Annotated in this window: 22 protein-coding genes and 2 pseudogenes; 12 read left to right on the top strand and 12 right to left on the bottom strand. The window is 67.8% G+C overall.

The window, feature by feature from the left end; translation table 11 throughout:
* Window positions 1–37: 37 nt before the first annotated feature.
* From ACF08M_RS31125 to ACF08M_RS31110, 4 genes are all read left to right on the top strand, one after another.
* Complete coding sequence (locus ACF08M_RS31125) at window positions 38–871, top strand: carbohydrate ABC transporter permease (protein ID WP_392188610.1); 834 nt, start codon at window positions 38–40, stop codon at window positions 869–871.
* A 92-nt stretch (window positions 872–963) separates the two neighbouring features.
* Window positions 964–1,941, top strand: coding sequence for an aldo/keto reductase (locus ACF08M_RS31120; RefSeq protein WP_392188597.1), 978 nt, complete (start codon window positions 964–966; stop codon window positions 1,939–1,941).
* 41 nt (window positions 1,942–1,982) lie between these two features.
* Window positions 1,983–4,355, top strand: a complete 2,373-nt coding sequence (locus tag ACF08M_RS31115; protein WP_392188596.1) for a hypothetical protein — start codon at window positions 1,983–1,985, stop codon at window positions 4,353–4,355.
* A gap of 83 nt (window positions 4,356–4,438) precedes the next feature.
* The gene (locus tag ACF08M_RS31110) at window positions 4,439–4,666 is read left to right on the top strand and encodes a hypothetical protein (protein WP_392188595.1); all 228 of its coding nucleotides are present in this window, start codon (window positions 4,439–4,441) and stop codon (window positions 4,664–4,666) included.
* Window positions 4,667–4,668: 2 nt separating this feature from the next.
* Here the strand turns inward: ACF08M_RS31110 and ACF08M_RS31105 are convergent, their stop codons facing one another.
* From ACF08M_RS31105 to ACF08M_RS31095, 3 genes are all read right to left on the bottom strand, one after another.
* Window positions 4,669–4,998 (bottom strand): L-rhamnose mutarotase, encoded by a 330-nt coding sequence (locus tag ACF08M_RS31105; RefSeq protein ID WP_392188594.1) that lies wholly within the window; start codon window positions 4,996–4,998, stop codon window positions 4,669–4,671.
* 118 nt (window positions 4,999–5,116) lie between these two features.
* Complete coding sequence (locus ACF08M_RS31100; RefSeq protein WP_392188593.1) at window positions 5,117–6,160, bottom strand: enolase C-terminal domain-like protein; 1,044 nt, start codon at window positions 6,158–6,160, stop codon at window positions 5,117–5,119.
* A gap of 30 nt (window positions 6,161–6,190) precedes the next feature.
* On the bottom strand, window positions 6,191–6,967 hold the full coding sequence (locus ACF08M_RS31095; protein WP_392188592.1) for a FadR/GntR family transcriptional regulator: 777 nt from the start codon (window positions 6,965–6,967) through the stop codon (window positions 6,191–6,193).
* A 424-nt stretch (window positions 6,968–7,391) separates the two neighbouring features.
* Here ACF08M_RS31095 and ACF08M_RS31090 point away from each other — a divergent pair, with 424 nt between their 5' ends.
* A complete protein-coding gene (locus ACF08M_RS31090; RefSeq protein WP_392188609.1) occupies window positions 7,392–8,561 on the top strand; it encodes a Gfo/Idh/MocA family protein in 1,170 nt (389 codons plus the stop codon).
* 95 nt (window positions 8,562–8,656) lie between these two features.
* Here ACF08M_RS31090 and ACF08M_RS31085 read toward each other — a convergent pair whose 3' ends face one another.
* Complete coding sequence (locus ACF08M_RS31085) at window positions 8,657–10,426, bottom strand: beta-galactosidase family protein (RefSeq protein ID WP_392188591.1); 1,770 nt, start codon at window positions 10,424–10,426, stop codon at window positions 8,657–8,659.
* 28 nt (window positions 10,427–10,454) lie between these two features.
* Here ACF08M_RS31085 and ACF08M_RS31080 point away from each other — a divergent pair, with 28 nt between their 5' ends.
* Window positions 10,455–10,652, top strand: coding sequence for a hypothetical protein (locus ACF08M_RS31080; protein WP_392188590.1), 198 nt, complete (start codon window positions 10,455–10,457; stop codon window positions 10,650–10,652).
* An 84-nt stretch (window positions 10,653–10,736) separates the two neighbouring features.
* On the opposite strand, the gene ACF08M_RS31075 is transcribed toward ACF08M_RS31080, so the two are convergent.
* A complete protein-coding gene (locus tag ACF08M_RS31075; RefSeq protein WP_392188589.1) occupies window positions 10,737–11,684 on the bottom strand; it encodes an ROK family protein in 948 nt (315 codons plus the stop codon).
* The gene (locus tag ACF08M_RS31070; RefSeq protein WP_392188588.1) at window positions 11,681–13,384 is read right to left on the bottom strand and encodes a class I mannose-6-phosphate isomerase; all 1,704 of its coding nucleotides are present in this window, start codon (window positions 13,382–13,384) and stop codon (window positions 11,681–11,683) included. The genes ACF08M_RS31075 and ACF08M_RS31070 overlap by 4 nt, the downstream gene beginning before the upstream one ends.
* A gap of 461 nt (window positions 13,385–13,845) precedes the next feature.
* On the opposite strand from ACF08M_RS31070, the gene ACF08M_RS31065 reads away from it, so the two are divergent.
* The 3 genes from ACF08M_RS31065 to ACF08M_RS31055 are packed head-to-tail and all read left to right on the top strand — an operon-like array spanning window position 13,846 to window position 17,071.
* On the top strand, window positions 13,846–15,153 hold the full coding sequence (locus ACF08M_RS31065; protein WP_392188587.1) for an ABC transporter substrate-binding protein: 1,308 nt from the start codon (window positions 13,846–13,848) through the stop codon (window positions 15,151–15,153).
* Window positions 15,150–16,166 carry a carbohydrate ABC transporter permease gene (locus ACF08M_RS31060; RefSeq protein WP_392188586.1) on the top strand — a complete coding sequence of 339 codons (1,017 nt, stop codon included), beginning with the start codon at window positions 15,150–15,152 and terminating at the stop codon, window positions 16,164–16,166. Before ACF08M_RS31065 ends, ACF08M_RS31060 begins: the two co-directional genes overlap by 4 nt.
* A complete protein-coding gene (locus ACF08M_RS31055) occupies window positions 16,163–17,071 on the top strand; it encodes a carbohydrate ABC transporter permease (protein ID WP_392188585.1) in 909 nt (302 codons plus the stop codon). Before ACF08M_RS31060 ends, ACF08M_RS31055 begins: the two co-directional genes overlap by 4 nt.
* A 347-nt stretch (window positions 17,072–17,418) precedes the next feature.
* On the opposite strand, the gene ACF08M_RS31050 is transcribed toward ACF08M_RS31055, so the two are convergent.
* From ACF08M_RS31050 to ACF08M_RS31030, 5 genes and pseudogenes are all read right to left on the bottom strand, one after another.
* Window positions 17,419–17,565: a hypothetical protein gene (locus tag ACF08M_RS31050; RefSeq protein ID WP_392188611.1), complete on the bottom strand. Its 147-nt coding sequence runs from the start codon at window positions 17,563–17,565 to the stop codon at window positions 17,419–17,421.
* Between the two features lie 93 nt (window positions 17,566–17,658).
* Window positions 17,659–18,606 (bottom strand): CPBP family intramembrane glutamic endopeptidase, encoded by a 948-nt coding sequence (locus ACF08M_RS31045; RefSeq protein WP_392188584.1) that lies wholly within the window; start codon window positions 18,604–18,606, stop codon window positions 17,659–17,661.
* 106 nt (window positions 18,607–18,712) lie between these two features.
* Window positions 18,713–18,859: pseudogene (locus ACF08M_RS31040) on the bottom strand (DNA-binding response regulator); the annotation flags it as partial.
* Window positions 18,822–18,998 (bottom strand): DUF6207 family protein, encoded by a 177-nt coding sequence (locus tag ACF08M_RS31035; protein WP_392188583.1) that lies wholly within the window; start codon window positions 18,996–18,998, stop codon window positions 18,822–18,824. The gene ACF08M_RS31035 and the pseudogene ACF08M_RS31040, both read right to left, overlap by 38 nt.
* Before the next feature lie 284 nt (window positions 18,999–19,282).
* A complete protein-coding gene (locus ACF08M_RS31030) occupies window positions 19,283–20,056 on the bottom strand; it encodes a hypothetical protein (RefSeq protein WP_392188582.1) in 774 nt (257 codons plus the stop codon).
* Between the two features lie 501 nt (window positions 20,057–20,557).
* On the opposite strand from ACF08M_RS31030, the gene ACF08M_RS31025 reads away from it, so the two are divergent.
* From ACF08M_RS31025 to ACF08M_RS31015, 3 genes and pseudogenes are all read left to right on the top strand, one after another.
* Entirely contained in the window at window positions 20,558–21,058 is a 501-nt protein-coding gene (locus ACF08M_RS31025) for a DUF2975 domain-containing protein (protein WP_392188581.1), read from the top strand.
* Entirely contained in the window at window positions 21,058–21,342 is a 285-nt protein-coding gene (locus ACF08M_RS31020; RefSeq protein ID WP_392188580.1) for a helix-turn-helix domain-containing protein, read from the top strand. The genes ACF08M_RS31025 and ACF08M_RS31020 overlap by 1 nt, the downstream gene beginning before the upstream one ends.
* 295 nt (window positions 21,343–21,637) lie before the next feature.
* Window positions 21,638–22,109 (top strand): annotated as a pseudogene (locus ACF08M_RS31015) (IS701 family transposase); the annotation flags it as partial.
* Window positions 22,110–22,177: 68 nt separating this feature from the next.
* On the opposite strand, the gene ACF08M_RS31010 reads toward ACF08M_RS31015, so the two are convergent.
* The gene (locus ACF08M_RS31010) at window positions 22,178–23,356 is read right to left on the bottom strand and encodes an acyl-CoA dehydrogenase family protein (RefSeq protein WP_392188579.1); all 1,179 of its coding nucleotides are present in this window, start codon (window positions 23,354–23,356) and stop codon (window positions 22,178–22,180) included.
* Window positions 23,357–23,434 lie beyond the last annotated feature (78 nt).

The raw sequence follows: 23,434 nt of genomic DNA, 5'->3' as shown, positions 1-23,434 counted from the left end.
CACGAAGACGAAGACGGACGCGGGCCTGGACGCGAGCATGAACAGGGGTGGAAGAAGGGCGTGGATACGCCCGGTCATCGCGCTCCTCGCCGGCCTGCTGTTCTTCCTGCCGATCTACCTCGTGCTGGTCAACGTGTTCAAGGAGGGTTCGGCGATCGTGTCGAACCCGGTCGGCCTCCCGGTCCCGCCGACCCTGGACAACATCCAGAGCGTGCTGTCGCGCCCGGACCACCTCTTCTGGTATGGGCTGGTCAACAGCACGGAGGTCACCGTGATCTCCATCCTCGTCATCACCGCGATCTCCGCCATGCTCGGCCACTACCTGGCCCGGTCGACCGGCGTCCTGTCCAAGGTCATCATGGTCGTCCTGCTCTGCGGTCTCATGGTGCCGCCCGCGGTGATCCTCACCCCGACCACCGAAGTCCTGCGCACGCTGGGGCTGATGAGCAGCGTGCCCGGACTGGTCCTGGCGTACGTCGGCTACTACATGCCGTTCGGGGTGTTCGTCTTCGCGGGCTTCGCCAAGACGATCCCCCGAGAGCTCGAAGAAGCCGCGGCGATCGACGGCGCCGGAGCGTTCCGCGCCTTCTGGCAGGTGGTCTTCCCGCTGATGCGGCCGGCGTCGGCCAGCGTGGTGATCTTCCTCGGCGTCTGGATCTGGAACGACTTCCTCAATCCGCTGATCGTCCTGGGTCCGGCGGCAGGCACCACGGTGACCGTCGGCATCTACCGTGCCATCGGCGAACACCAGGCGGACTTCGGCTCGGTCTTCGCCTTCATGTTCCTGGCGACACTGCCCATCCTCGTCTTCTATCTGGCCTTCCAGAAGCAGTTCGTCAAGGGCCTCACAGGAGGAGCAACGAAGGGTTGACCGGCCGGCACCGGGGCGGGTCCGCGCAATCCCCCGCCCCGGTGGTCCCATGCCGTGCGACCGGGTCCCGAACGAGAGGCACACCTGAAGTCATGCGCACCACCACACGGGTCGGTCAACTCACCCTGGGCGCCGCCGCGTTGGGCAACCTGTTCCACCCGGTCAGTGACGAGGACGCGGCCGCCACCATCGAGGCAGCCTGGGCCTGCGGCATCCGCGCATTCGACACCGCTCCGCACTACGGACTCGGTCTGTCCGAGCGTCGACTGGGAGACGCACTGCGCACCCGGCCACGTCCGCAGTTCACGCTGTCCACCAAAGTCGGCCGCCTGCTGCGCGCACGCGCCGGACTGCCCGGCGACGACCTGGCGAACGGCTTCGCCGTCCCGGCCACCCACGAACGGGTGTGGGACTTCAGCGCCCGCGGTGTACGCACCAGCGTCGAGGAGAGCCTCACCCGGCTCGGCCTCGACCGCGTGGACACCGTCTACCTGCACGACCCGGACGGACACGAGCGCGAGGCCTTCGACTGCGCCTACCCCGAGCTGGAGCGGATGCGTGCGGAGGGCACGGTCGGCGCGATCGGCGTCGGCATGAACCAGACCGCGATGCCGACACGCTTCGTCCGCGACACCGACATCGATGTGGTCCTGCTGGCCGGCCGCTACTCCCTCCTCGACCAGAGCGCTCTGGCCGCACTGCTGCCGCTGGCGGCGCAACGCGGAGTGTCCGTGCTGGCCGGCGGGGTGTTCAACTCCGGCCTCCTCGCCGATCCCCGGCCGGGTGCGACCTTCGACTACGCACCGGCCCCGGCACACCTGCTGGAGCGGGCGCTGGCTCTGCGCACGCTGTGCGAGACCTTCGGGGTTCCACTGCGGGCAGCCGCCCTGCAATTCCCGCTGGGGCACCCGGCTGTCGCCGGTGTGCTGCTCGGGGCACGCAGCCCCGCCGAGGTGACGGACGCCACCGCGATGATCAGCCACCCCGTCCCCGAGGAAATGTGGCTCGCCCTGCGTGCCCAGGGTCTGCTGCCACCGGGCCTGCCGGTGCCTGTACCGACATTGATCTGAAACTCAATTCGCTGGAACACGCACACAAGGATGGTTGCAGAATGCTTGACAGGAGAAACTGCCTTTCTTTGTTGGCGGCCGCCGGAGTCGGAGCGAAGATCGCTCTCGAACCCACGGTCTCGCGAGCACAACCGCTCGACGCAGGGGTTTCCGGAGCCAGTGGCCAGGCTGCGGAACTCAGCCGTGCGCTGCGCGAGTTGCACGGCTCCCTGCTGGTGTCGATTCGGGAATATGACGGCACGATGCCGCGCCGGGCCCAGCAATTCGACGGCGACCTGCTGACAGACGGACCGCGACAGTGGCAACTGAAGTGGGATACGCGACGGGTGCCCGATGGTCACGGGTGGGAGGTCACCCTGACCTGCACCCTGGAGAAGGGGGCGGCGGAACAAACCGCGATCTCCGTGGACTTCCCATTCGAGAGCTGGGAGACCGCCAACTACGTGATGATTCCCGGAATCATCTACAATGGAAATCGCTATCGCGCCATCGGCAACGGATATAATCCGGACTATCCGGCCGACATGTACTACAATCCACGGACACCGCTGACGATATCGAACAACCCGCGACTGGCCGTCGATGCTGCGGCGCCTTCACGGATCGAGCTGGCGACGTTCAGTACTGCCGCCCCGGCGATGAGCTTCTTCTCGCCCAAGTTCAAAAAGGGATGGATCGTCCTCACCGAGCAGGGAACCCGCCTGGGCAACAGTGGACTCTCGATTGAGGAGAGTGCAGGCAGGGAAAGCTGTGAATTCAGCATCTCGGCACCGGTTGTGCGCCGACAGGTGGCCGGTTTCGGTGATTTCCGGACGAGCGATGACAGGGCGTCGAACTGGGCCCCCGGTGACGCGGTTTCGATTCGCTTCCAGGTCTTCGCCTTCGATGCCGACGGGATTCCGGCAGTCCTGGAAAAATTCATGAAAGTGAGGAAGTCGCTCACCGGCCCCACCACGCCTCGCAACCTGCTTCCGATGAGTAGGCTGGCCGAACTCGGCACCAACATCTGCCGAGGCAATTTCACAGAGACCAAGGCGGGCCGCTACTACCTTCCGGAAAACTCCAGGCACTTTCAACTGGGTTGGGTCAGCGGAATGATCAACACCTACCCCATGTTGGCTCTGAATGACCCGACGGAACGGGGCAGGGTCTCCGATGAGCTCGACTTCATCTGTTCCCGCATGAAGGGGCGGAGCGGCTTCTTCTACGGCTTCATCAGCGAAGACGGAGAGATCCGATCGGAGAAGGCCCATCCCGACTTCCCTGCTGTGCAGGCGATGGTACGCAAGAACGGAGACGTACTCTTCTGGCTGATCAAGCATGTGATGCTCCTGAAGGCGCAAGGGCACGGCGACACCATCAAGGAATCCTGGGAACTGGCCGCAGGAGGTCTGGCCGAAGCATTCACCCAAGTCTGGCGAAAGCATGGAGAATTCGGCCAGTACATCGCGCCCGAAACAGGCGACATCGCCGTGTACAACTCGACAGCCGGCGCCATCGCTCCGGCCGGGCTCGCCCTGGCGGCTGAATACTTCCACCGTCCGGACTGGTTGGCCGCGGCCGAAGAAGCAGCCGAATTCTACTATGAGCGCGACATCAAGTCACGTGGATTCACCAGCGGAGCGTGCGCGGATATTTCACAGGATGCGGACTCCGAAACAGCGTTTGGCCTCCTGGAATCATTCATGGCGCTGTACCAGTACACCGGAAAGAAGAGATGGCTGAATCGCGCAAAGGTCCAGGCCGCTCTGTGCTCGTCCTGGACTCTTGCGTACGATCCCCTGTTTCCGGCAGGCAGCGATATCGCGCGGCTGAAGGGAAGGATGACCGGCGCCATTTGGGCGAGCAGCCAGAACAAACATGCCGCACCCGGAGTCTGTACGTCCTCCGCTGACCACCTGTTCAAGCTGTATCGAGCTACTGGGGACAAGAAGTACGCTGAACTCATCAGCGATATCCAGCATGCCCACGCCGAGGCCGTCAACATGCCCGGGCACATAACCACCGACTACCTCATCGGTTCGAGCATGGAGCGGATCCAGCCCAGCGATGCCGAGGGCAAGGATGCGGTCGGTGATTTCATCAGGACAAGAAATTCCTGGACCGAGACCAACGGTGTCTTGATGGCACTCGAACTTCCCGGAATCTACGTCCGGCCCGGGGAAGGAATTCTCATTCCCTTTGATCACGTCGAGGCCGAGCATGTCAGCGAGAGCCGTCAGGCCGCCGTAGTCCGCTTGACCAACAACACGGCCTACGCGGCACGGGTGTCGGTACTGGCGGAAACGGCCCGCCAATCGGCCCGCCCCCTTGGGTACACGGCGTTCCTCGATTGGCCGCAGGTCGAAGTCCCGGCGGGTGGGGCGGTCACCGTGCGGATCACGAGGACGGGCAAGGTCGTACGTCAAGCCTGATCCGGCTGTTCTCGCCGTGCACCCGTTCCATCAGCATGCCGAGCACGTTGTCAGAAACGACCGAGCCGACTGAGCCTGTCCCCGTGACCGAGGAGACTCCCGAATACCTGGCACCGGCCGCGGCCGACCCGCTGGTGGCCGGCGTCGTCGGCTGGGCGGACCTGACCTCTGTCGTGGTCACGGACGCCCTGGTCACACTGCGCGCGCTGCCTGGTGGCGACCGTCTCGTCGCCATCCGCCACCAGGTACAGGGGCAAGCGGCCCAGGGGGCGGACGCAGCTGCGTCCGCCCCCTGGGCCGCTTGCCCCTGATGTCATTCGAGAGGGAAGACCTCTTCGGCAGGTGCCCACCACTCGCCGTCGCCGACGCTGTCCAGTGGCTGCTGGCAGGGGTCGGTACGGGCCCACCAGTCCCGGGTGACCGGGCACTCGGCGATGAGCGCGGTGTCGGCCGCGTAGTCCTCGCCGGTGTACTCGAGGTAGCTGAAGAGCAGCCCGTCACGCAGGAAGATCGAGTAGTTGCCGATGTGGGCGCGCTTGAGGGTAGCGAGGACCTCGGGCCAGGCCACCGCGTGCAAGGCGCGGTACTCCGCCTCGAGTTCCCCACGCAGGCGTATGACCGAGGCGTAGCGTTGCACGGGCATGGTGTGGCTCCTTTCCACGAAGCACCGAAGCGTTGAGACGTGGAGACGTGGAGACGTTGGAACATGAGCCATCATCAAGGACGGACCGCAGTCGCCCTGTTGGCTCGACCGGAAGTAGTCACCAGCCCGGTTGGTCGAAGCCGATGCCGGGGGCCGTCGGAGCCCGCACCAGCCCGTCGGCACCGACCGCCGGCTCGCGCTGTACGGGGTTGGTGTACACGAGGGACTCGTAGTAGGTGGTGTTGGGGATCGCCATACACAGGTGGGCGTTGACCACTCCGCTGCCGTGCACCTCGGCCCTCAGGTTGTAGCTCTCGGCCAGGTGCGCGATACGCAGGGCTCCGGTGATCCCGCCTTTGAGCTGTGCGCTGGTGCGGACCCGGCTCGCCGCGCCCGCCATGATGAAGTCACCAGCGTTGAAATGCGCGCCGTCGGAAGTCTCCGCGACCAGCAGCGGAATGTCGACCTGTTCGGCCAGCCACCGGTGGGCGGTCACGCTGAACTCGCGCATCGGCTCCTCGTACCACAGGTAGTCCGCCTCGGACAGTGCGCGGCCGAGGTACACCGAGTCCGCGAGGTCGAACCCGGCCGAGCCGTCGTACATGAGCGGGACGTCGTCACCGACGTGGGCCCGCAGCTTCTGGCACAGGTCCGCGTCGGCTCGCGGGTCTCCCCACGCATGCAGCTTGATGGCGGAATAGCCGAGCTCCAGACACTGGTCGGCCACATCGAGGTACTCCTCGACGCTGCCGAAGGTGACCGTACTCGCGTAGGCGGGGATGGCCTCGCGGTAGGGGCCGAGCAGCCGGTGGACCGGCTGCCCGGCCGCGAGGCCGGCCAGGTCCCACAGCGCTACGTCGACCAGGCCGAGCGCGTAGATGGGGAACTCCTCGATGCGGTCCAGCTCCCACAGGCGGTGCCACAGCAGCTCGCGCATCAGCGGGTCGCGGCCGCGCAGGTCCTCACGTATACGGCGGTTCACCAGATCGGCGACGATCAGCCCACGTCTCGTGTGCGCCTCGCCCACCAGACCTTCGTCCGTGTGGACCCGCAGGATCCCGCCCACGACCGCCGACTCCGAACCGGGCAGCCCTGCCCGCCACCGGAAGGGCGGCTGAGCCGGCAGATCGACCAGTTCCACAGTCACGTCGGTGATTCGCATGGGTGTCCTTCATGGGTGGTGGTGTGGGTTTCAGGCGCTGGGGTGGCCCGAGGCGATGCGGTGCCGGATCTCTCGTTGGAACTGGTGGGTGGTCCGGTCGATGTGGTGGGCCATGAGGGTGTGCGCGTGCGTGGGTTCGCCGGTGGCGACGGCGTGGGCGATTGCTTCGTGCTGGGCTGCGGCGTCGCGCAGGGAGCCGCCCGCGAGGCCGGCCAGTCCTATGGCGGTGACCTGGTGTTGCAGGCGACGCAGGGTGTCGATGGTGGCGGCGAAGAAGGAGTTGTTGGTGGCGGTGGCGATGGCGGTGTGGAAGGTGTCGTCGGCGTGGCTGAAGGCGTCGATGTCGTCCTGCCGGGCGGCCCGGGTGGACTGGTGGGCGGCCGCACGGACGGCTTTGACCTGGGCGGGGGTGGCACGTTCGGCGGCCAGGCGGGCGGTGGTGGTTTCCAAGTGGCGCCGGAATTCGAAGAGTTCGTCGACCTGACGCAGATCGGCGGGCAGGAAGTGGGTCAGGGAGTGCTGCCAGGAGGACTGGTCGGGCTGGGCGACGTAGATGCCGCGGCCCTTGTGCACGGACAGCCGGCCCAGCGCGGAGAGGATCTTCACCGCCTCGCGGACCACGGTCCGGCTCATCCCCACCCGGTCGGCCAGGTCCTGCTCGGTGGGCAGCCGGGCGCCGGGCCCCAGGCGGGCCAGGACGAGGTACTCGAGGATACGTTCGGCCGCGACCTCATAGCCGGGACGGTAACCGGGCCCGTCGCCGGAGGGTGGCGGCGCGGGTGCGGTACTGCGGGCTGCGCGGGTCAACGGCGCTCCCCCTTTCACGTCGATCCGCTTCTCCGTCGATCCATGTCGCGGCGGTCCGGACGGTACGGCGGTCCGCGTCGGGCGTGAGGACGCCGAGTGACGCAGAGACGCACATGCGGCATGTTTCTGATACATCATCCAATCCGGGGTCAGTGAATCACATTCAAACTCTTGACGCCAGGATTCGGTGACCTCAGACTCGTGCCGTCCCGCACCGACCACCTCACCCCACCTCTCACCGGGGCAACATCCTTCTCTGGCCCGGCCGCAGCATTCCCGAGAGCGCGGCCGCCCCGGCGGTCGGCACCATCTCGACCCCGTCGGAATCAGACACAAACCCACCATGCGACCGGATATGTTCCACATCTATCATCCGGTCATCCTCGCCCTGCTGGGGTCGAAATCTTCTGAAAGGGCAAGCACCTTGGACGACATCAGGCTCGGCGTCATCGGCCTGGGTAATCGCAGCGACCTGGCCGATCTGGCCCACCAGCCCGGATCGGGCTCACTGGTGGCCGCCGCCTGCGACCGCGACCGACAGTTGCTGACGCGTGCCGAACAGCGATTCGGCACCCGGGTGCGGACCGCCGCGGATCACCACGAGCTGCTCGACGCGGGACTCGACGGCGTGCTGGTGCTGACTCCGGACCACACGCACGAGGAGATCGGCATGGACTTCCTTCAGGCCGGTGTACCGGTGTTCCTGGACAAACCGATGGCGATCACCACCGAGGGGTGTGACCGGCTGCTCTCGGCAGCTCACCGGCATCGGACCCCGTTGTACGTGGGCCACAACATGCGCCACATGCCGGTCGTGGTGGCCATGCGTGAACTGATCGTCAAGGGGGCGATCGGCGAGGTCAAGGCCATCTGGTGCCGCCATTTCGTCGGCCATGGCGGGGACTTCTACTTCAAGGACTGGCACGCGGACCGACGCCTCACCACCGGCCTGCTGCTACAGAAGGGCGCGCACGACATTGATGTCATCCACTGGCTGGCCGGCGGCTGCACCCGGCGGGTGAACGCCATGGGCGGGCTGACGGTCTACGGGGACATCGACTCACACCGCGACCGCAGCGGGGAGCGGATGCCCGAGTGGCTGTCGACGGAGAACTGGCCGCCGCTCAGCCAGACCGGTCTCCACCCGGTGGTGGACGTGGAGGACCTGAGCATGATGCAGATGCAGCTGGACAACGGAGTTTTCGCGAGCTACCAGCAGTGTCACTACACCCCCGACTACTGGCGCAACTACACGGTGATCGGCACCGAGGGGCGCCTGGAGAACTTCGGCGACTCGGAGGGAGCGGAGGTCCACGTGTGGAACCGCCGCTCCGACGGCCGCGCCGAGGCCGATCTGGTGGTGCCCGTACACACACCGACCGGCACGCACGGGGGCGCCGATCCCGTGCTGATGGCGGAATTCCTGCGGTTCGTACGGGACGGCGGAGCTACCGTCACCTCGCCGGTCGCGGCCCGCGAAGCGGTGGCCGCCGGCTACGCGGCCACCATGTCGTTGCGGGACGGCGGCCGGGCCGTCGAGGTCGCGGCCCCGGACCGGGACCTGGCCGCGTACTTCGGGCGCGGCCAGAGCTGATTCAGGCAGGCGGAAGCCCGTCGGCCCTCCGGGACTCGCGTCGGTGGCTCCGGTCCGGAAGGAATACGGACCGGAGCCATCTGGCAGTCCGAAGGTCAGTCGGTCGGGCCCAGATCCGGGGCGTCACAGAGCTCGATCCGCTCGCCCGGCCGGTGCAGTTCCAGGATCACGAGTTCATTTCGGCCGGCCCGCCACACCGGGGCAGGGGCGTACAGGGTGCGCTGGGGTCCGCGGTCCCAGTAACGGCCGAGGGCGAAGCCGTTCAGCCATGCCTGGCCCTTGGTCCAGCCCGGCAGGGCCAGGAAACCGTCAGCCGGTTCCGGTACCTCCAGCGTCGCATGGTGAAAGGCCGGGCCCTCGACCTGCTCGGCGGCCCCGAACCGCAGACCTGCCAGATCGGTCAGCGGGAGAGGGCGGATCTCCCAGTCGAACTGGTACTGGCCGTCGATCCGGACGCCGCCGCTGATGCCCTTGCGATCCTCCAGCAGGGGGCCGTAATTGATCCGCCCCATGTTCTCCACCAGCAGGTCGAGTTCACCGCCGGTGTCGGGGACGCTGATCGGCAGCGCGTCGAGCGACCCTGTCCGCTCCAGGACGCCCAGCGGCACTCCGTCGAGGAACACCTGGGCCCGGTCCGCGAGGCCGTGCACGCGCAGGGTCGAGTCGGGGAAGGAGCCACGGAGCCACGTGCGGTAGTGGATCAGTCCCAGTGACTGGCCCAGCACCTCCATCGGTTCCGGTGAGAGCCGCTGCAGAGGAGTGGAGAGCACGTCGAGACAGTCCGTCAGCGCCACCGCACCGTTCGGCCGTACCGTCTGCGGGGCGAGCCGGTCCGGTGTCGCGGGTATCGCGTACGGGATCGGGCCACGGTGCCGCTCGATCACCGCGCGGAACGCGTGGAACTTCTCGGTCAGCTCTCCGGCCTCGCCGACCGGAGCGTCATAGTCGTAACTGGTGCAGGTGGGCTGGTAGTCGGTCTCGTTGTGGTTGGCTCCGTTCCACCATCCGAAGTTCGTGCCGCCGTGGCCCATGTAGAGGTTGACCGAGGCGCCCTGAGCCAGCATCCGGTCCAGCTCCGCGGCGGCCTCGTCCGCGTTCCGTACGTGGTGGTGCTCGCCCCAGTGGTCGAACCAGCCGTGCCAGTACTCGGAACACATCAGCGGGCCGGTCGGCTGGTGGCGGCGCAAGGTCGCCAGTGATTCCTCGGGCTGTGAGCCGAAGGTCGCGGTCGCCAGGGTGCCGGGCAGCACGCCCCCGCGCAGTACGCCGTCAGTGGCTCCGTCGGCGGTGAACAGCGGGCAGTCCACGCCGCGTCGGATCAGGCCCTGCCGCAGATGGTCGAGGTAGGGGGTGTCATGGCCGTAACTGCCGTACTCGTTCTCGACCTGGACGGCGATCACCGGCCCACCCCGACTGGCGAGCAGGGGGCGCAGGACGGGGATCAGCTGGTCGAACCAGGCGTCCACGGCGGCCAGATAGCGGTCGTCGGTGCGGCGCAGCCGCAGCCCGGGGTCGGCCAGCAGCCATGCGGGGAGGCCGCCGAACTCCCACTCGGCGCAGATGTAGGGGCCGGGTCGCACGATCACGTCCAGGCCGAGCCGGGCGGCGGTGCGCAGGAAGCGGGCGACATCGGCCTGTCCGGAGAAGTCGGTCTGCCCGGGAGCCGGCTGGTGCAGATTCCAGGCGATGTAGGTCTCGACGGTGTTGACGCCCATGGCGCGCAGCCGCAGCAGCCGGTCCTCCCACAGTTCGGGGTGGACACGGAAGTAGTGGATGGCAGCGGAGACGATCTGGTGGGGTCGTCCGGCGCGCAGGAAGCCGCGCTCGGTCACGGTCAGTTCGGCGGTGGAACGGGGAGGGGTCACAGCTGTTCCCAGGGGGTCGGGGGTGTGGATGGAGGAGATCTCGTCGGGGGGATCCGCTCTGCACAATCCCCGGAAGAAGGCGGAAAGGGGTCCGGCCGACGGGCACGAAGTGGTGCCGGCCGGACAACAGCAAGCCGCTCAGCGTCGTGCCGCCGCCCGCTGGACGGAGGCCGGGCCCGAGGGGCTGCGGGGCGAGTGCGGCGGCGTGCTGATGCGCCGCCGGTGATGATGTGAGGAGGGCACCGAGGTGAGCCCTTTCTTCTCTTCCTTGATCCGGCTTCCTCCGGGTCCCGCACGTGCCGGCCCGATGTCAGCGGGAGTCTCCGGGCGGATCGGTGCGGTCGCCCGGCCGGCCGGCCGCCCCGGCCAGGTAGGCCGCGCCGAGCAGCGGGGCCTCGTCCGGCCGGTGCGCCGGGGTGATGACGACGCGCCGGTTGCGGACCGGATCGGCCTCGGTGAGTCCTGAGCGCAGCGGTTCGGCCAGGAGATCCCAGGCCCCCGCGATGGCGCCCCCGACCACCAGGACCGTCGGTTCGAAGGCGGCGAGCAGTGGCCCGAGCACTCTTCCCAGGGCACGGAACGTCTCGGTGAACACCTCCGCCGCGGCCCGGTCCCCGTGCCGTGCCCGCCGAACGATCTCCCGGACGTCGGGCGGCGCCTCGCCGGTCGCCCGTGCGTAGGCCCGCCGCAGGGCGCGCCGGGACACCGTCTCCTCCAGGGGTCCGCCCGCGTACCGCAGGGTGTGGACGCAGCCTTCGGAAGGGACCCCGGGGCCGTGCCGCAATATCCGTCCGTCGCGCAGGAAGCAGGAGCCCACACCGGTCCCGAGGGTGATGCCGGCGACGGTGCGGTGCCCGCGCGCCGCCCCGGCCCACCACTCGCCGAGCACGAACGCGTCCGCGTCGTTGCAGAAGCTGAGCGCGGTGGCGCCGGGCAAGGACGCCGTAAGGGCGGCCCGCAGATCGACCCCCCGCAGGGCGTCGAACTTGCCGACCCCTTCGAACCGCCCGATCCCGCGCTCGTAGTCGAACGGACCGGGCAGTGCCACGGCCCATGGGCCCGCGCCGAGGCCGGGCAGCCGGCCGGCACAGCGGACGAGGGCCGACAGGATCTCCTCGGTACTGCCGTCGCTGTCCAGCGCTTCACGGAACGAGCGGCCGGACCGGAGGCTGCGGGCGTGGATGTCCACCCCGGCCGCGGTGACATGGGTGCCGCCGACCTCGAGGACCGAGACGGTGGCCTCGTCGGCGGGGCTCACCGCACCAGCGCCTTCACGTAGCGCACCGGTCCCCCGCCGAGGGCCTGCACCCGGTAGGCGCCGACCGCGGCGGGCACGGTCAGTGTCTCGGCGTACGCCAGCACATGGCGGTGGCCGCCGCTGGTCTCCAGGAGGATTCCGTCACCCTCCACGACGTTGAGGATGTGGAAGCGGTGGTCCGTGTCGTCGTCCGCGACGGTGTCCGGCGCCAGTGCGATCCGCCGGACCTCGAAGAACATCTCCGGGAGGCGGCCGATGACGTCCTCGTGCCAGCCGTCGCCCGAGCGCAGGGTGCGCGGCGTGGGGACCAGGTCCCTGACCACGGCTTCCCCCGACCGGCCCGGGTCCAGGTTTTCGAACGCATGGCCGACGTGGACCGGCCGCTGCCTGCCTTCGCTGTCCTTGCGCAGCCAGTCGTAGAGGCGAAGGCTGTACAGGTACGGCGTCGCGCTGATCTCGAGTACGACATTGCCCTCGCCGCTGCCGTGCGGGGTGCCGCCCGGGATGAGGAACATCTGGTGCGGATCGGCCGGGAAGGTCTGGACGTACTGTTCGATGTCGAACGGCACGCCGTCGTGGAACGCCCGGTCCGCCTCGTGTCGGAAGGCCGCGAGGTCGGCGTCCTTGCGCAGTCCCAGGAACACCTGCCGGCCGGGCCCGCCGAGCATCATGTAGTAGGTCTCGTGCTGGGTGTACGGCCATCCGAATACGCGGCGCATGTAGTCCGGCTGCGGGTGGCAGTGGACGGAGAGGTTGCCGCCGCCGACGGTGTCGAGGTAGTCGAAGCGGATCGGGAACGAGGTGCCGAACCTCGCGTGCACGTCGTCGCCGAGGATCGCCTCGGGGTGCGAGGCGACCAGTGCCTGCAGGGGCACCTCGACCCGCGGACCGTCCGGCGTACCCACCAGAATCCCGCTCTCGGGAGCGATGAGCTCGTAGCCCAGCGCGGTGTTGGCCGCCTCCTGGTTGAAGCCGAGCTCTTCCTGGGCCCAATGTCCGCCCCAGGACGTGGTGTTGAAGGTCGGGCGGGTACGGAAAGGCCGCCCGGCCAGGTCTGCGAGGGCAGCGCGCAGGGCGGCGCCCTCCAGCCAGGACGGACGCTGCGCATCCTGGGTGTCCAGCCACAGGTCGACGCCGGAGACGAGGGTGTCGCGGTGCCGGTCGAGGACGGGCCAGTCGATGTAGAAGAGCCGACGGGTCGTGCCCGCCCCGGTACCCGGGGGCTGCCCCAGGTTGCGGCCGGTCCCGCCGGTGATCTGGGCCTCGGCGTACCGTTTGGGCAAGTCCGCGTACCAGAGCCGGTCGTGCGGCACCAGGGCCGCGCCCGGTCCGAAGACAACCGTTACGGTGTCGGCGGCGGCCTCGGGCTCCGGCAGCCCTGTGAAGAAGTCGGCGAGCCCGGCCCGGGACAGCGGGGCGAAGTCCGGGTCGTCCTCCAGTACCGCGGACGCGGTCAGGGCGAGGACGTCCGGCCAGGGCGCGAAGTACTCGCGCAGGTCGGTCTGCTTGGTCGCGACGGCGCGAGCGGCCAGCGCCGCACAGATCCCGGCGGCAAGCGCCTCCCAGTCCACGGCCACGGGGCCGTCGACGGCGAGGACCAGACCCGGGGCGAGTCCGGCGACCGCCTCCCGGTACCCGGCGCCCACCTCTGCGGAGATGCTGTGACATGGTTCGGCTTCATAGCCGCGAACTTCCGGCATGACGGTGTCAGCCTTTCTTTCTTTCGGCGGGGCTTGCTGATTTGTGCGGCTCAGGCCGTTCCTGCGACCGGGCCGAGACGCGTGAGCATCCCGAAGCCGTCGACGCGGACGGTGGCGGGCAGGGGCGGGCGTCGCGCCGACCATGAAGGTCGGACCGACGCCGCAGAGGGCCGGGAGCACCCCCGCGGCGCAGGCGCCGACAGCAGGTTCAACGTCCATCCGATATTTCTGAGCTACACATCTCCTCGGGTGGAATGTATCGGATCTATGGTCTTGACGTCACGAGGTGCCCCACAAATACTGAGCTTCGCCTCGCGGTGGATACACGTACCGGACCTCAGCGCCTCGGGAAACTACAGCCTCACCCCTCGGCCTTCGAGGGCAGCACCAGGCTCCTCATGTTCAACGTGCCCAAGAATCTGAGTAATTTCCAGTTCTTCGCAACGGGAAGGTGCATATAGATGCTTGCTAAGTTGGCCGCGCGCTCCAGAAGGCGGGCCGTATTCGGGAGTTTGTCCGCGGCCGCCCTGGTCCTGACAGCGGCGGCGTGCGGAGGGAGCAGCGACGACAAGGCCGCCGGCGGCACCGTCCGCCTGGAGTTCTGGGGCTGGGCCCCCGGCTACGACAAGTCGGCCGAGCTGTTTAACGCCACCCACGAGAACATCGAGGTCACCTTCAAGAAGCTGCCGTCCGGTGGCCAGGGCGGCTACGACAAGATGCTCTCGGCGGTGAAGGCGGGCAACGCCCCCTGCCTGGCGCAGATCGGCTTCGAGTCCATACCCACGTTCCTGCTCGAGGGCGCGCTGGAGGACGTCTCCCAGGAGGCCGGTGCCGCGAAGGACAAGTTCGTTCCGTGGACGTGGAACCAGGTCACCGTCGCAGGCAAGACCTACGGCATCCCGGTCGACACGGGCCCGATGGCCATGTACTACCGCAAGGACGTCTTCAAGAAGTACGGCATCGCGGTGCCGACAACCTGGGACGAGTACGCCAAGGCGGCCGAGAAGCTGCACAAGGCCGACCCCGAGGCCCACATCGTGAACCTGCGGGCAATCACCCTGTCCGGCCTGGCCTGGCAGAAGGGCGCCAAGTGGTTCGGCACCGGGGGCGACGCGTGGCACGTCGGCGTCAACGACGACCGGTCCCGGCAACTCGCCGACTACTGGCAGCAGTTGGTGGACAAGAAGCTGGTGGCCACGGACCAGGGCTACAGCCCAGCATGGTGGAGCGGCCTGCAGTCCGGCAAGGTGGCCACGGCTATCGGCGCGGGCTGGCTGAGCCCGCTGATCGCCCAGAACGCCCCCAAGGCCAAGGGCAAGTTCGGCGTCGCCCCGATGCCGCAGTGGACCGCCGGGGAGAAGAAGTTCGGCAACGACGGCGGCGGCAGCACGGCCGTGCTCAAGGGCTGTCAGCACAAGGACGAGGCGGTCGAGTTCGCCACCTGGATGAGCACCGACCCCGGCAGTCTCAAGAACCTGATCACGAAGACCGGCATCTACCCGGCCGCCACCGCCGGACTCGAGCTGCCCGAAGTGAACAAGGGCGTGGACTACTACGGTGGCCAGAACATCTACGAGGTGTTCGGCGAAGCCGCCCAGCACACGGACACGAACTGGCAGTGGGGTCCCGCGCAGTCGCAGTTCGGTGTCGATCTGGACGAGGCGACCGCCAAGGCCTACGCGGGTTCCGGCACGCTGTTCGACGCGTTCAACAACGTGCAGAAGAAGACGCTCGCGGCGATCAAGTCGAAGGGCGTGAAGGTCAGATGACCCGCGATGCGGACTCCCCGACAGTGCCGGTCGCGGACCGGCTGGCACCGTCGGGCACTCCCGGCCCGGACCGGCTCGCCGGTGCACCGGGCCGGCCGCGGCGGCCGTCGCGCAGCCGCTCCGGCAGCAGGCTCGCCGCCCGGCGCAACCGCTCCGCAGCCGTGCTGCTGGCCCCGTTCGGCGTCCTGTTCCTGGCCGTGTTCGTCATTCCGATCGGGTACGCCGTCCATCAGAGCCTGTTCCGGGTGGAGCGCTCCGGGCTCGGCTTCGGGGCGCCGCGCACCGTCTTCGCCGGCCTGGACAACTACGCGCGGGTGCTCACCGACAGCACGTTCCTGAAGGGCGTGGGCAGGGTCCTGGCCTTCGGCCTCGTCCAGGTGCCGGTGATGCTGGGGCTCGCCCTGCTCCTCGCCCTCCTCCTCGACTCCCGAGTGGCACGGTTCAAGCGCTTCTTCCGCGTCGCGTACTTCCTGCCGTTCGCGATCCCTGGTGTGATCGCGGCGGTGCTGTGGGCTTTCCTCTACATGCCCGGCATCAGTCCGTTGAACGACGTCGGCAGGAGCATCGGCGTAGACGTCGACTTCCTCTCCCACAACATGGTCCTCTTCTCGATCGGCAACATCGTCACCTGGTCCTGGACCGGCTACAACATGCTGATCATCTACACCTCGCTGCAGTCCGTCCCCAAGGAGCTGTACGAGGCCGCCGAGCTGGACGGATGCTCCGGATTCCAGACCGCCTGGCACATCAAGGTGCCGCTGGTGCGCCCGGCCCTCACCCTGACCGGCGTCTTCTCCATCATCGGCACGCTGCAGCTGTTCGGCGAACCGATGGTGCTGCGCCCCATGACCGCCGCGATCAGCAGCAACTACACCCCGGTGATGCTCTCCTACCAGGCCGCCTTCGGCCTCAACGACTACAACTTCGCCGCGGCTGTCGCGGTGGTCCTGGCCCTTGCCACATTCGCCCTGTCCTACGGCTTCCTGCGCCTGAGCACACGAGGATCGCGATGAGCACGCAGCCCGCAGCCCGACACCGCAGGTCCGACCCCGGGCGGGCGGCGCCGCCCGTCCGCCGTCACGGCACCTCGGCCGCCCGACTGAGCACCACCGTGCTGCTGTTCGCGATCGCGGGCTACTTCCTGCTGCCGATCTGGTGGCTGATCGTCTCGGCGACGAAATCCAACGGCGACCTGTTCGGCAGCAGCGGCTTCTGGTTCGGCTCGCACTTCCACTTCGCCGACAACCTCACGAAGGTCTTCCGGCACAGCGACGGCATCTTCGGCCGCTGGCTCCTCAACAGCCTTCTGTACTGCGGGGTCGGGGCTTTGGTGGCCACCCTGTTCGCCGCGATGGCCGGATACGCTCTGGCCAAATATCCCTTCAAAGGCCGGGAGGGTGTCTTCGCCGTGATCCTCGGCGCGGTGCTCATCCCCCCGCCGCTGCTCGCCCTCCCGCTGTATCTGCTCGCCTCGTCGACCGGCCTTGTCAACACGTACTGGTCGGTGCTGATCCCGAGCGCCGTCACCCCCTTCGGGGTCTACCTCGCCCGCGTCTACGCCGAAGCCTCCGTGCCCGACGAACTCACCGACGCCGCCAGGGTCGATGGCGCAGGAGAACTCCGGATCTTCTTCACCATCGCCCTGCGGCTGATGTCGCCCGCGCTGGTCACCATCTTCCTGTTCCAGTTCGTAGGGATCTGGAACAACTTCTTCCTGCCACTGATGATGCTTGCCGACGACTCACGCTGGCCGCTCACCCTGGGTCTCTACTTCTGGAACAGCCAGCTTCGGGACCAGCCCTGGTACGACATCGTCGTCACGGGCTCCCTGGCGTCGGTGGTCCCCCTCTGTATCGCCTTCCTCGCCCTCCAGCGGTTCTGGCGCTCGGGGCTGTCCGCCGGAAGCCTCAAGAGCTGACGCGCGGACCGTTCCGTGCTGATCAGCTGTGGCGGGTGTTGCGAGCCTCTCTCAGCAGGTGAGGAAAGTCGCCCACCCGAGGAAGGCATGGAAGTGGGAGCCCTTGGCTCGTACCGGATGGTGAGGCGCCGGTAGCCGAAGAGCCGGGCGATGGACCACTCGGTCTTCCAGCGGTGCCGGCCGAGCCGTTCGCCGGACCGGCCCCCCGAAGAGACGTCGTGCCGCAGCTCACACGATCACGGGGAAGCTTCATACCCGCCGTAGTCATCAGCCTGGACAGCGCTGTCAGCGGTGATCGCGCCGCAGGCGGCGATGTCCTGCTCGACCTCGACGAAGAGGAGTGCGGGTCAGATCACACGGAAGAGATCGGCGGCGGCATGGACGTCGGTGAGGTCCTCGATGGAACGGAGGTTGTCGCACAGAGTGTCCAACTCCTCTGCTCTTCGCCCGGATGCGTCATGGTGGGGAGGGAACCGGCAGTTCAATCGCGCCATGTTCCTCCCCGCCTTCGCCCGCATGAACGCCGACACCGCCTCCCGCACCTCCTGCGACCGGCCAGGTCGGCCTGCCCGGCGTGCTCGGTCGGGCTATCCGGCGTTCTGCTGGTCAAGGCCGGGAGGCTCCACTGCCCGCACCCCGAGACGGCCGCGGGTGGCGATCAGCAGGATGAGAGCCGCCGTGACGGAGCTGAGCAGGAACGCGTGGGCGGAGTAGTCGTGGGGCAGCGACGGGAACATGTCCGCCCAGGCCAGGGAGAAGAAGTTGTTGATGCTGCAGTGCAGCAGCATGACCAGGGGCATGCTCTCGCCGGAGCGGTTGAACAGCCAGGTCATGACGAAGCTGAAGGCGGTCGTCGTAGCGATGAACTCAAGGACCTGGAGGGAGGTCACGTCCGTGGAGCCGCCCCACTCGGTCAGGAACAGCGGCAGGTGCCAGGCGCCCCACAGCGGACCGACGACGAGGGTGGCGACCAGGGGGCCGTAGCGGCGCTGAAGGAGGGGCATGGCGAACTCGCGCCAGCCGGGCTCCTCGGCGAGGCCGGTGGTGACCATCTGCAGGATCAGACCGGGCAGGTACGCGGCGAGCAACGCGGCGGTCGGCAGCGCGGGGCCGCGGTCGGCCAGTGCGACCGCGGTGAGGGTCAGCGCGGCGGGCACCGCGAGGAGCACCAGGGCATACCAGTGCCAGCCGACCCGGAACTTGGTCATCCGGCCCCGCCAGGTCCGCAGCCCTTGGCGACCCTGGGTGACCCAGGTCACCAGGAGGGCCGACGCGATCGGGCCGAGATAGGCGCCGGGCAGGACGCCCAGCAGCTGGGTCGTGCCGCCGAACGCGGGAAAGGCGAAATGCCAGATACTCAGGCCGTTTTCGGACAGGACGTACGGCAGCCAGCCCAGCCAGCTCAGCAGGTAGGACAGCGAGAAGAACCAGATCAGGGGACGGCGATGGACGCTGCCCCGGAAGCCGGAGAGGCGGCCCCGCCCGTCGGCGGGGGCCTGTCGGGTTTCGGCGGGGGCTTGGGGTTGGAAACTCATCGCGGTGTCCGTTCGGAGGGCGTTGAAGTGACGTGTTCAGCACATCAGCGCGACGTCCGCGGATCACTGCCGTGCCCACCCCAAGTGTTGGTACGGCAGGCTGTACTCACCGACCCCGGCGAGCGTCCTCCAGATAGTGCAACACGGCGGCGACGCGCCGGTCGACTTGCTGGGTGGGCGCCAGGTCGAGCTTGGCGAAGATGCTGCGGATGTGTTTATGGATGGCGCCGTCGGTGACGACGAGGTCCACCGCACGCTTGCGGCCCCCACCGGACTGGCGCAACCGCCCCAACAGAGCCTCGCCGGACTCCAGTTCGCGCGTCGTCGGCGGCCGCGACGTCGACGAGGAACAGCCCCGGTTCCTTCACACGTACCTCGTTGATCGGGTCCATGTACAACACCATGGCGCACGGGCTGTGCGGGTTCCGCGGTTCCGGAGTCGTCACCCGACCGAGTGGTAGCCCGGAGGTCCGTGGCCAAGGCCTCCTCACCGGCCCGGTACAGGGGCCCCGGACGCTGATGAACTGGGCGTCGGTCTCGTGGGCGCCGTAAGCGCTGGTGGCCCCGCCTGGTGGTCTGAAGTTCGTAGAACAGCCGGGAGAGCTCCGTCAGGGTCGTGACGATGCCGATCACGGTCGTCATCGAGATGACGTACGGGCCATGCCCCGGGCCGGGGTCAGCACTCGTTGGCCATGGCGAGTTCGTCGTAGCGGCGCCCTGCTATCTGCTCCCAGGTCTCCGTGACGAGGGTGAGGGAATTGTCCCCGTCGGAGATCGCGCTCTCCGGGATGCGGGCGAACAGGACGTGCCCGTATTCCTCCGGCGAGACTTGCCAGGCGCCGGAGTGGCCGCCGAGCTGAATGTCGTGCCGGTACGGGACTTCGAGGACATCACCAATTCTCTCGATCAACTCGTCCACAAGGCGTGCCCGCTCGGCGTCCCCCTCGGCGTAGTCGACCGCTTCCGGGACATCGGACCAGCTGGGGAAGGTGTCGGGTTGGGTTGTGCCCGGTACGGCGTAGAGCGGGAACGGCTCGTACGTTTCCGGGGCACCCTCCTCCTCCGATTCGTTGTCCCGCGTGTGGTGCTCGACGGTCTCGGTACCTGCCGGCAGGTGGAGGACGGCGCCCATCGCCGGGTAGTCCGCGACATCGGCGAAGATGACCAGGTGGCCGGCGGCGGGAAACGCAATGTCGAGGACGCCGGTGGGTATGACTGCGCAGTCGACGGTCACCGCGTGCGGTACGGGCAGGGGCGGTTCCATGCCCTCGGGCAGGCGGGGCAGCCCACCGGCCGGACGGGCGTCTTTCTTCAGTTCTTCTGGCAGGCAGTCGTAGGGGCAGAGGTAGACACAGGGGCGCAGGAGGCGGAGGAAGGCCTCGGTCACCGACTCGGGTACTTCGAGGGCCCGTCCGGAGTCGAGGACGGCTTCACGCACGGTCGATTTCATGGAGGTTACCGTGTCATCCGCCACTGACACGTCTGCGGCCAAGACGAATCTGTGGCTCGACCATGTCGACCGCCGAGCCCTTCCGCGGCCCTCCGACGCGTCAATGTCAGCTGGGCTCCGATCTGTGACCGACGGTGCTACGAAGTGACACCGTCGGTCACGGCGGCAGCTTGACAACAGCATTAGCCTCAATACCGGTAACTTAGGGTGTTTGTGTTCGCTTGACCCGTTTGGGTTTGGTGGTATTGACGATGGTGATGGCCGGGGCGCGTGGTCGGTCTGCGGTGCGGTGGGCGGCGCGTTTGGGGCGGCCGCGGTGACACGGCGGGCGGTACTCCCGCGACGACCCCGGCGTATCCGCCCAGGGCCCCACGTGGCTGCTTGCTCCAGCCGAACGCCGTTGATGTTCAAGCGCGTTAGCGAGCGGCAGGCGAGACGGACAACACAGGACAGCCAGGCGGATCGATTGACTTTCGATCGATATCAATCGACAGTCGATATATGAATCGCTTCTTCATCGTCGCGCTCCGAGCCGGTATCATCGCAGCGATCACGGTGGGCCTCTTCGGTCAGTTCGTGGTCATCCCCACCACAGCGGCCGATGAAGTCGACCGCTTCCCTCCATACGCCTCGTTCGCCGCGCCCTATGCGACCGTGGCAATCATCGGCGTCGCCTGCGTTCAAGTCGCGCTCGTCGCGGTGTGGATGCTGCTCACCATGGTCCGACGCGGCGCGATTTTCACCCCGAGGGCCTTCCGCTGGGTCGACACCGTCATCGGGTCCTCGGCCGTGGCGACGCTGTTGGCGCTCGGCGGCACCGGGCACCTGACCCTGGCCGAGATCCCCACCCCCGATGACGACAACATGGCCGTCCTCGGCGCCCTGTTCGCCGCGCTGGCGAGCGTCGGCGTGGGGGCGGCATTCGTCATGCTGATCGTCATCATGCGCGGCCTGCTGCGCAAGGCGACGGATCTGGAGACCGAGATCGCCGAGGTGGTGTGATGGCGATCGTCGTCAACCTGGACATGCAACTTGCCAAACGCAACATGTCGGTCGGAGAGTTCGCCGCCGCCGTCGGCATCACCCCCGCCAACGTCGCCGTGCTGAAGAACGGGCGCGCCAAAGCGGTGCGGTTCACGACACTCGACGCGATCTGCCGCACCCTCGGCTGTCAGCCCGGCGACGTACTGCGCTGGGTCCCCGACGACGAGGACGACGAGGACGACGAGAGCGACGGAAACAGCGCTGTGAGCCGCGAGAAGAACGGCGCCGGACACGTCGGCTGAACACCCGCGAAAGCCCGCCACGACAACCCGCCACCACGGCCGACCGCGCAGGCCGCACGACCACCGGCCACGGCACATCCAACGGGTCCTCGCCCAGGAACGTCCCATCCGCAGGCCCAGCCCCGGGGTTCTCGGCAGCCCCAGGAATAAGCTCGCCGATGTCGCCGCGGAACGATCCGGCCTCCACTCCCCCGTTCGTGCCCGAGGAGTTAATACTGCAACCGTGCTTGGCGTGGCGTTGTGTCGGTGTGGTCGTTGTTCCAGTCATGGGTGGGGATCTCGAAGTCGTTGACGTGTGCTGGTGGGTGGCGGGCTGGAGACGGTGCATGAGCTGTTCGTGCACCGTTTTCAGCGCGCGTAGCCCCGGGAGTCGGCGTCGGCTCATATGCGAGGGCTGGTGTCGTCGCTGGGGCGGAAGAACGCGTGGACGGTCGCCGAGCGGGCGGGGCATGAGAGGCCGCACCGTTTGCAGCGACTGCTCAACACGTGTGACTGGGATGCTGACGAAGTCCGCGACGACGTGAGGGAGTTCGTGATCGAACACCTCGGTGACCGTCAGGCGGTGCTCGTCGTGGACGACACCGGGTTCCTGAAGAAGGGGGGTCCGTTCGGCCGGGGTGCAGCGGCAGTACACCGGCACGGCGGGCCGGGTCGAGAACAGCCAGGTCGGCACCTTCCTGGCCTATGCCACCGATATCGGTCACACACTGATCGACCGGGAGCTGCACCCGCCCACGTCCTGGACCGACGACCGTGAGCGCTGCCGCAACCACCGCAACGACCGGCTGCTGCGCCGAGGAGCCTCCTTGCATAAACAAATCCTCGTCACATGCGCTCAGCGCCGGACGCGCGGCATTCCCAGACCGATCCAGGAGATGATCTCCCGTTGGATCTCATTGTTGCCGCCGCCGAAGGTGAAGATGACGGCGGACCGGTAACCACGTTCGAGTTCGCCGTGGAGTACGGCGCCCGCCGACCCTTCCTTGAGCGGTCCGGCCGAGCCGACGACCTCCATCAGCCAGGCGTAGGCGTCGCGGCGCGCCTCGGAGCCGTAGACCTTGACGGCGGAGGCGTCCTGCGGGGTGAGGGTTCCGTTCTGGACCGCGGACACCATCTGCCAGTTGAGGAGCTTCATGGCATCGAGCCTGGTGTGGGTGCGGGCGAGGAGGGCGCGGACCCAGCCGAGGTCGATGACACGGCGGCCGTCGGCGAGCCCGGTGTCGGCCGCCCAGCGCTGGACGTCGTGGAGGGCGCGGACGGCCATGGTGCCGTGGGCGGCGAGGGTGACGCGTTCGTGGTTGAGCTGATTGGTGATCAGCCGCCAGCCCTTGTTCTCCTCGCCGACGCGGTGGGAGACGGGGACGCGGATGTTCTCGTAGTAGCTGGCGGTGGTGTCGTGGGAGGCGAGGGTGTTGATGACGGTGCAGGAGTAGCCGGGGTCGCTCGTCGGGACGAGCAGCATGGTGATGCCCTTGTGCGGGGGCGCGTCCGGGTCGGTGCGGGCGGCAAGCCAGACCCAGTCCGCGGTATCGCCGTTGGTGGTCCAGATCTTCTGCCCGTTGACGATGTACGCGTCGCCGTCGCGGACGGCACGGGTCTTGAGCGCGGCGAGGTCCGTGCCCGCGTCCGGTTCGCTGTAGCCGATCGCGAAGTCGATCTCACCGGCGAGGATCTTCGGCAGGAAGCGGGCCTTCTGTTCGTCGGTGCCGAACTGCATGATCGTCGGGCCGACGGTGTTGAGGGCCATCAGCGGCAGTGGTACGCCTGCCTGGGCGGCCTCGTCGAAGAAGATGAACTGTTCCATCGTCGACAGGCCGCGTCCGCCGTACTCGGCCGGCCAGCCGACCCCCAGCCACCCGTCGGCGCCGAGGCGCCGGATCGTCTCCCGGTAGAAGGTCTTCTGTGCGGCCGGGGTCGCATAGCGCGCGTAGGCGTTGTCGGGGACCAGCCCGGCGAAGTACGTACGCAGCTCGGCGCGCAACTGCTGCTGTTCAGGCGTGTATTCGAGGTGCACGGCCCCTCCAGGAGTCTCGCGATCGCGTCGCTCGTGTGCGGCGGCGCACACAGTAGAACGTGTTGCAAGAATTCGGAA

Source organism: Streptomyces sp. NPDC015032 (genome assembly GCF_043080425.1).
Taxonomy (GTDB): domain Bacteria; phylum Actinomycetota; class Actinomycetes; order Streptomycetales; family Streptomycetaceae; genus Streptomyces.
Note: the sequence above shows the minus strand (reverse complement) of the source record. Positions and strands in the feature narration are given on the sequence as shown.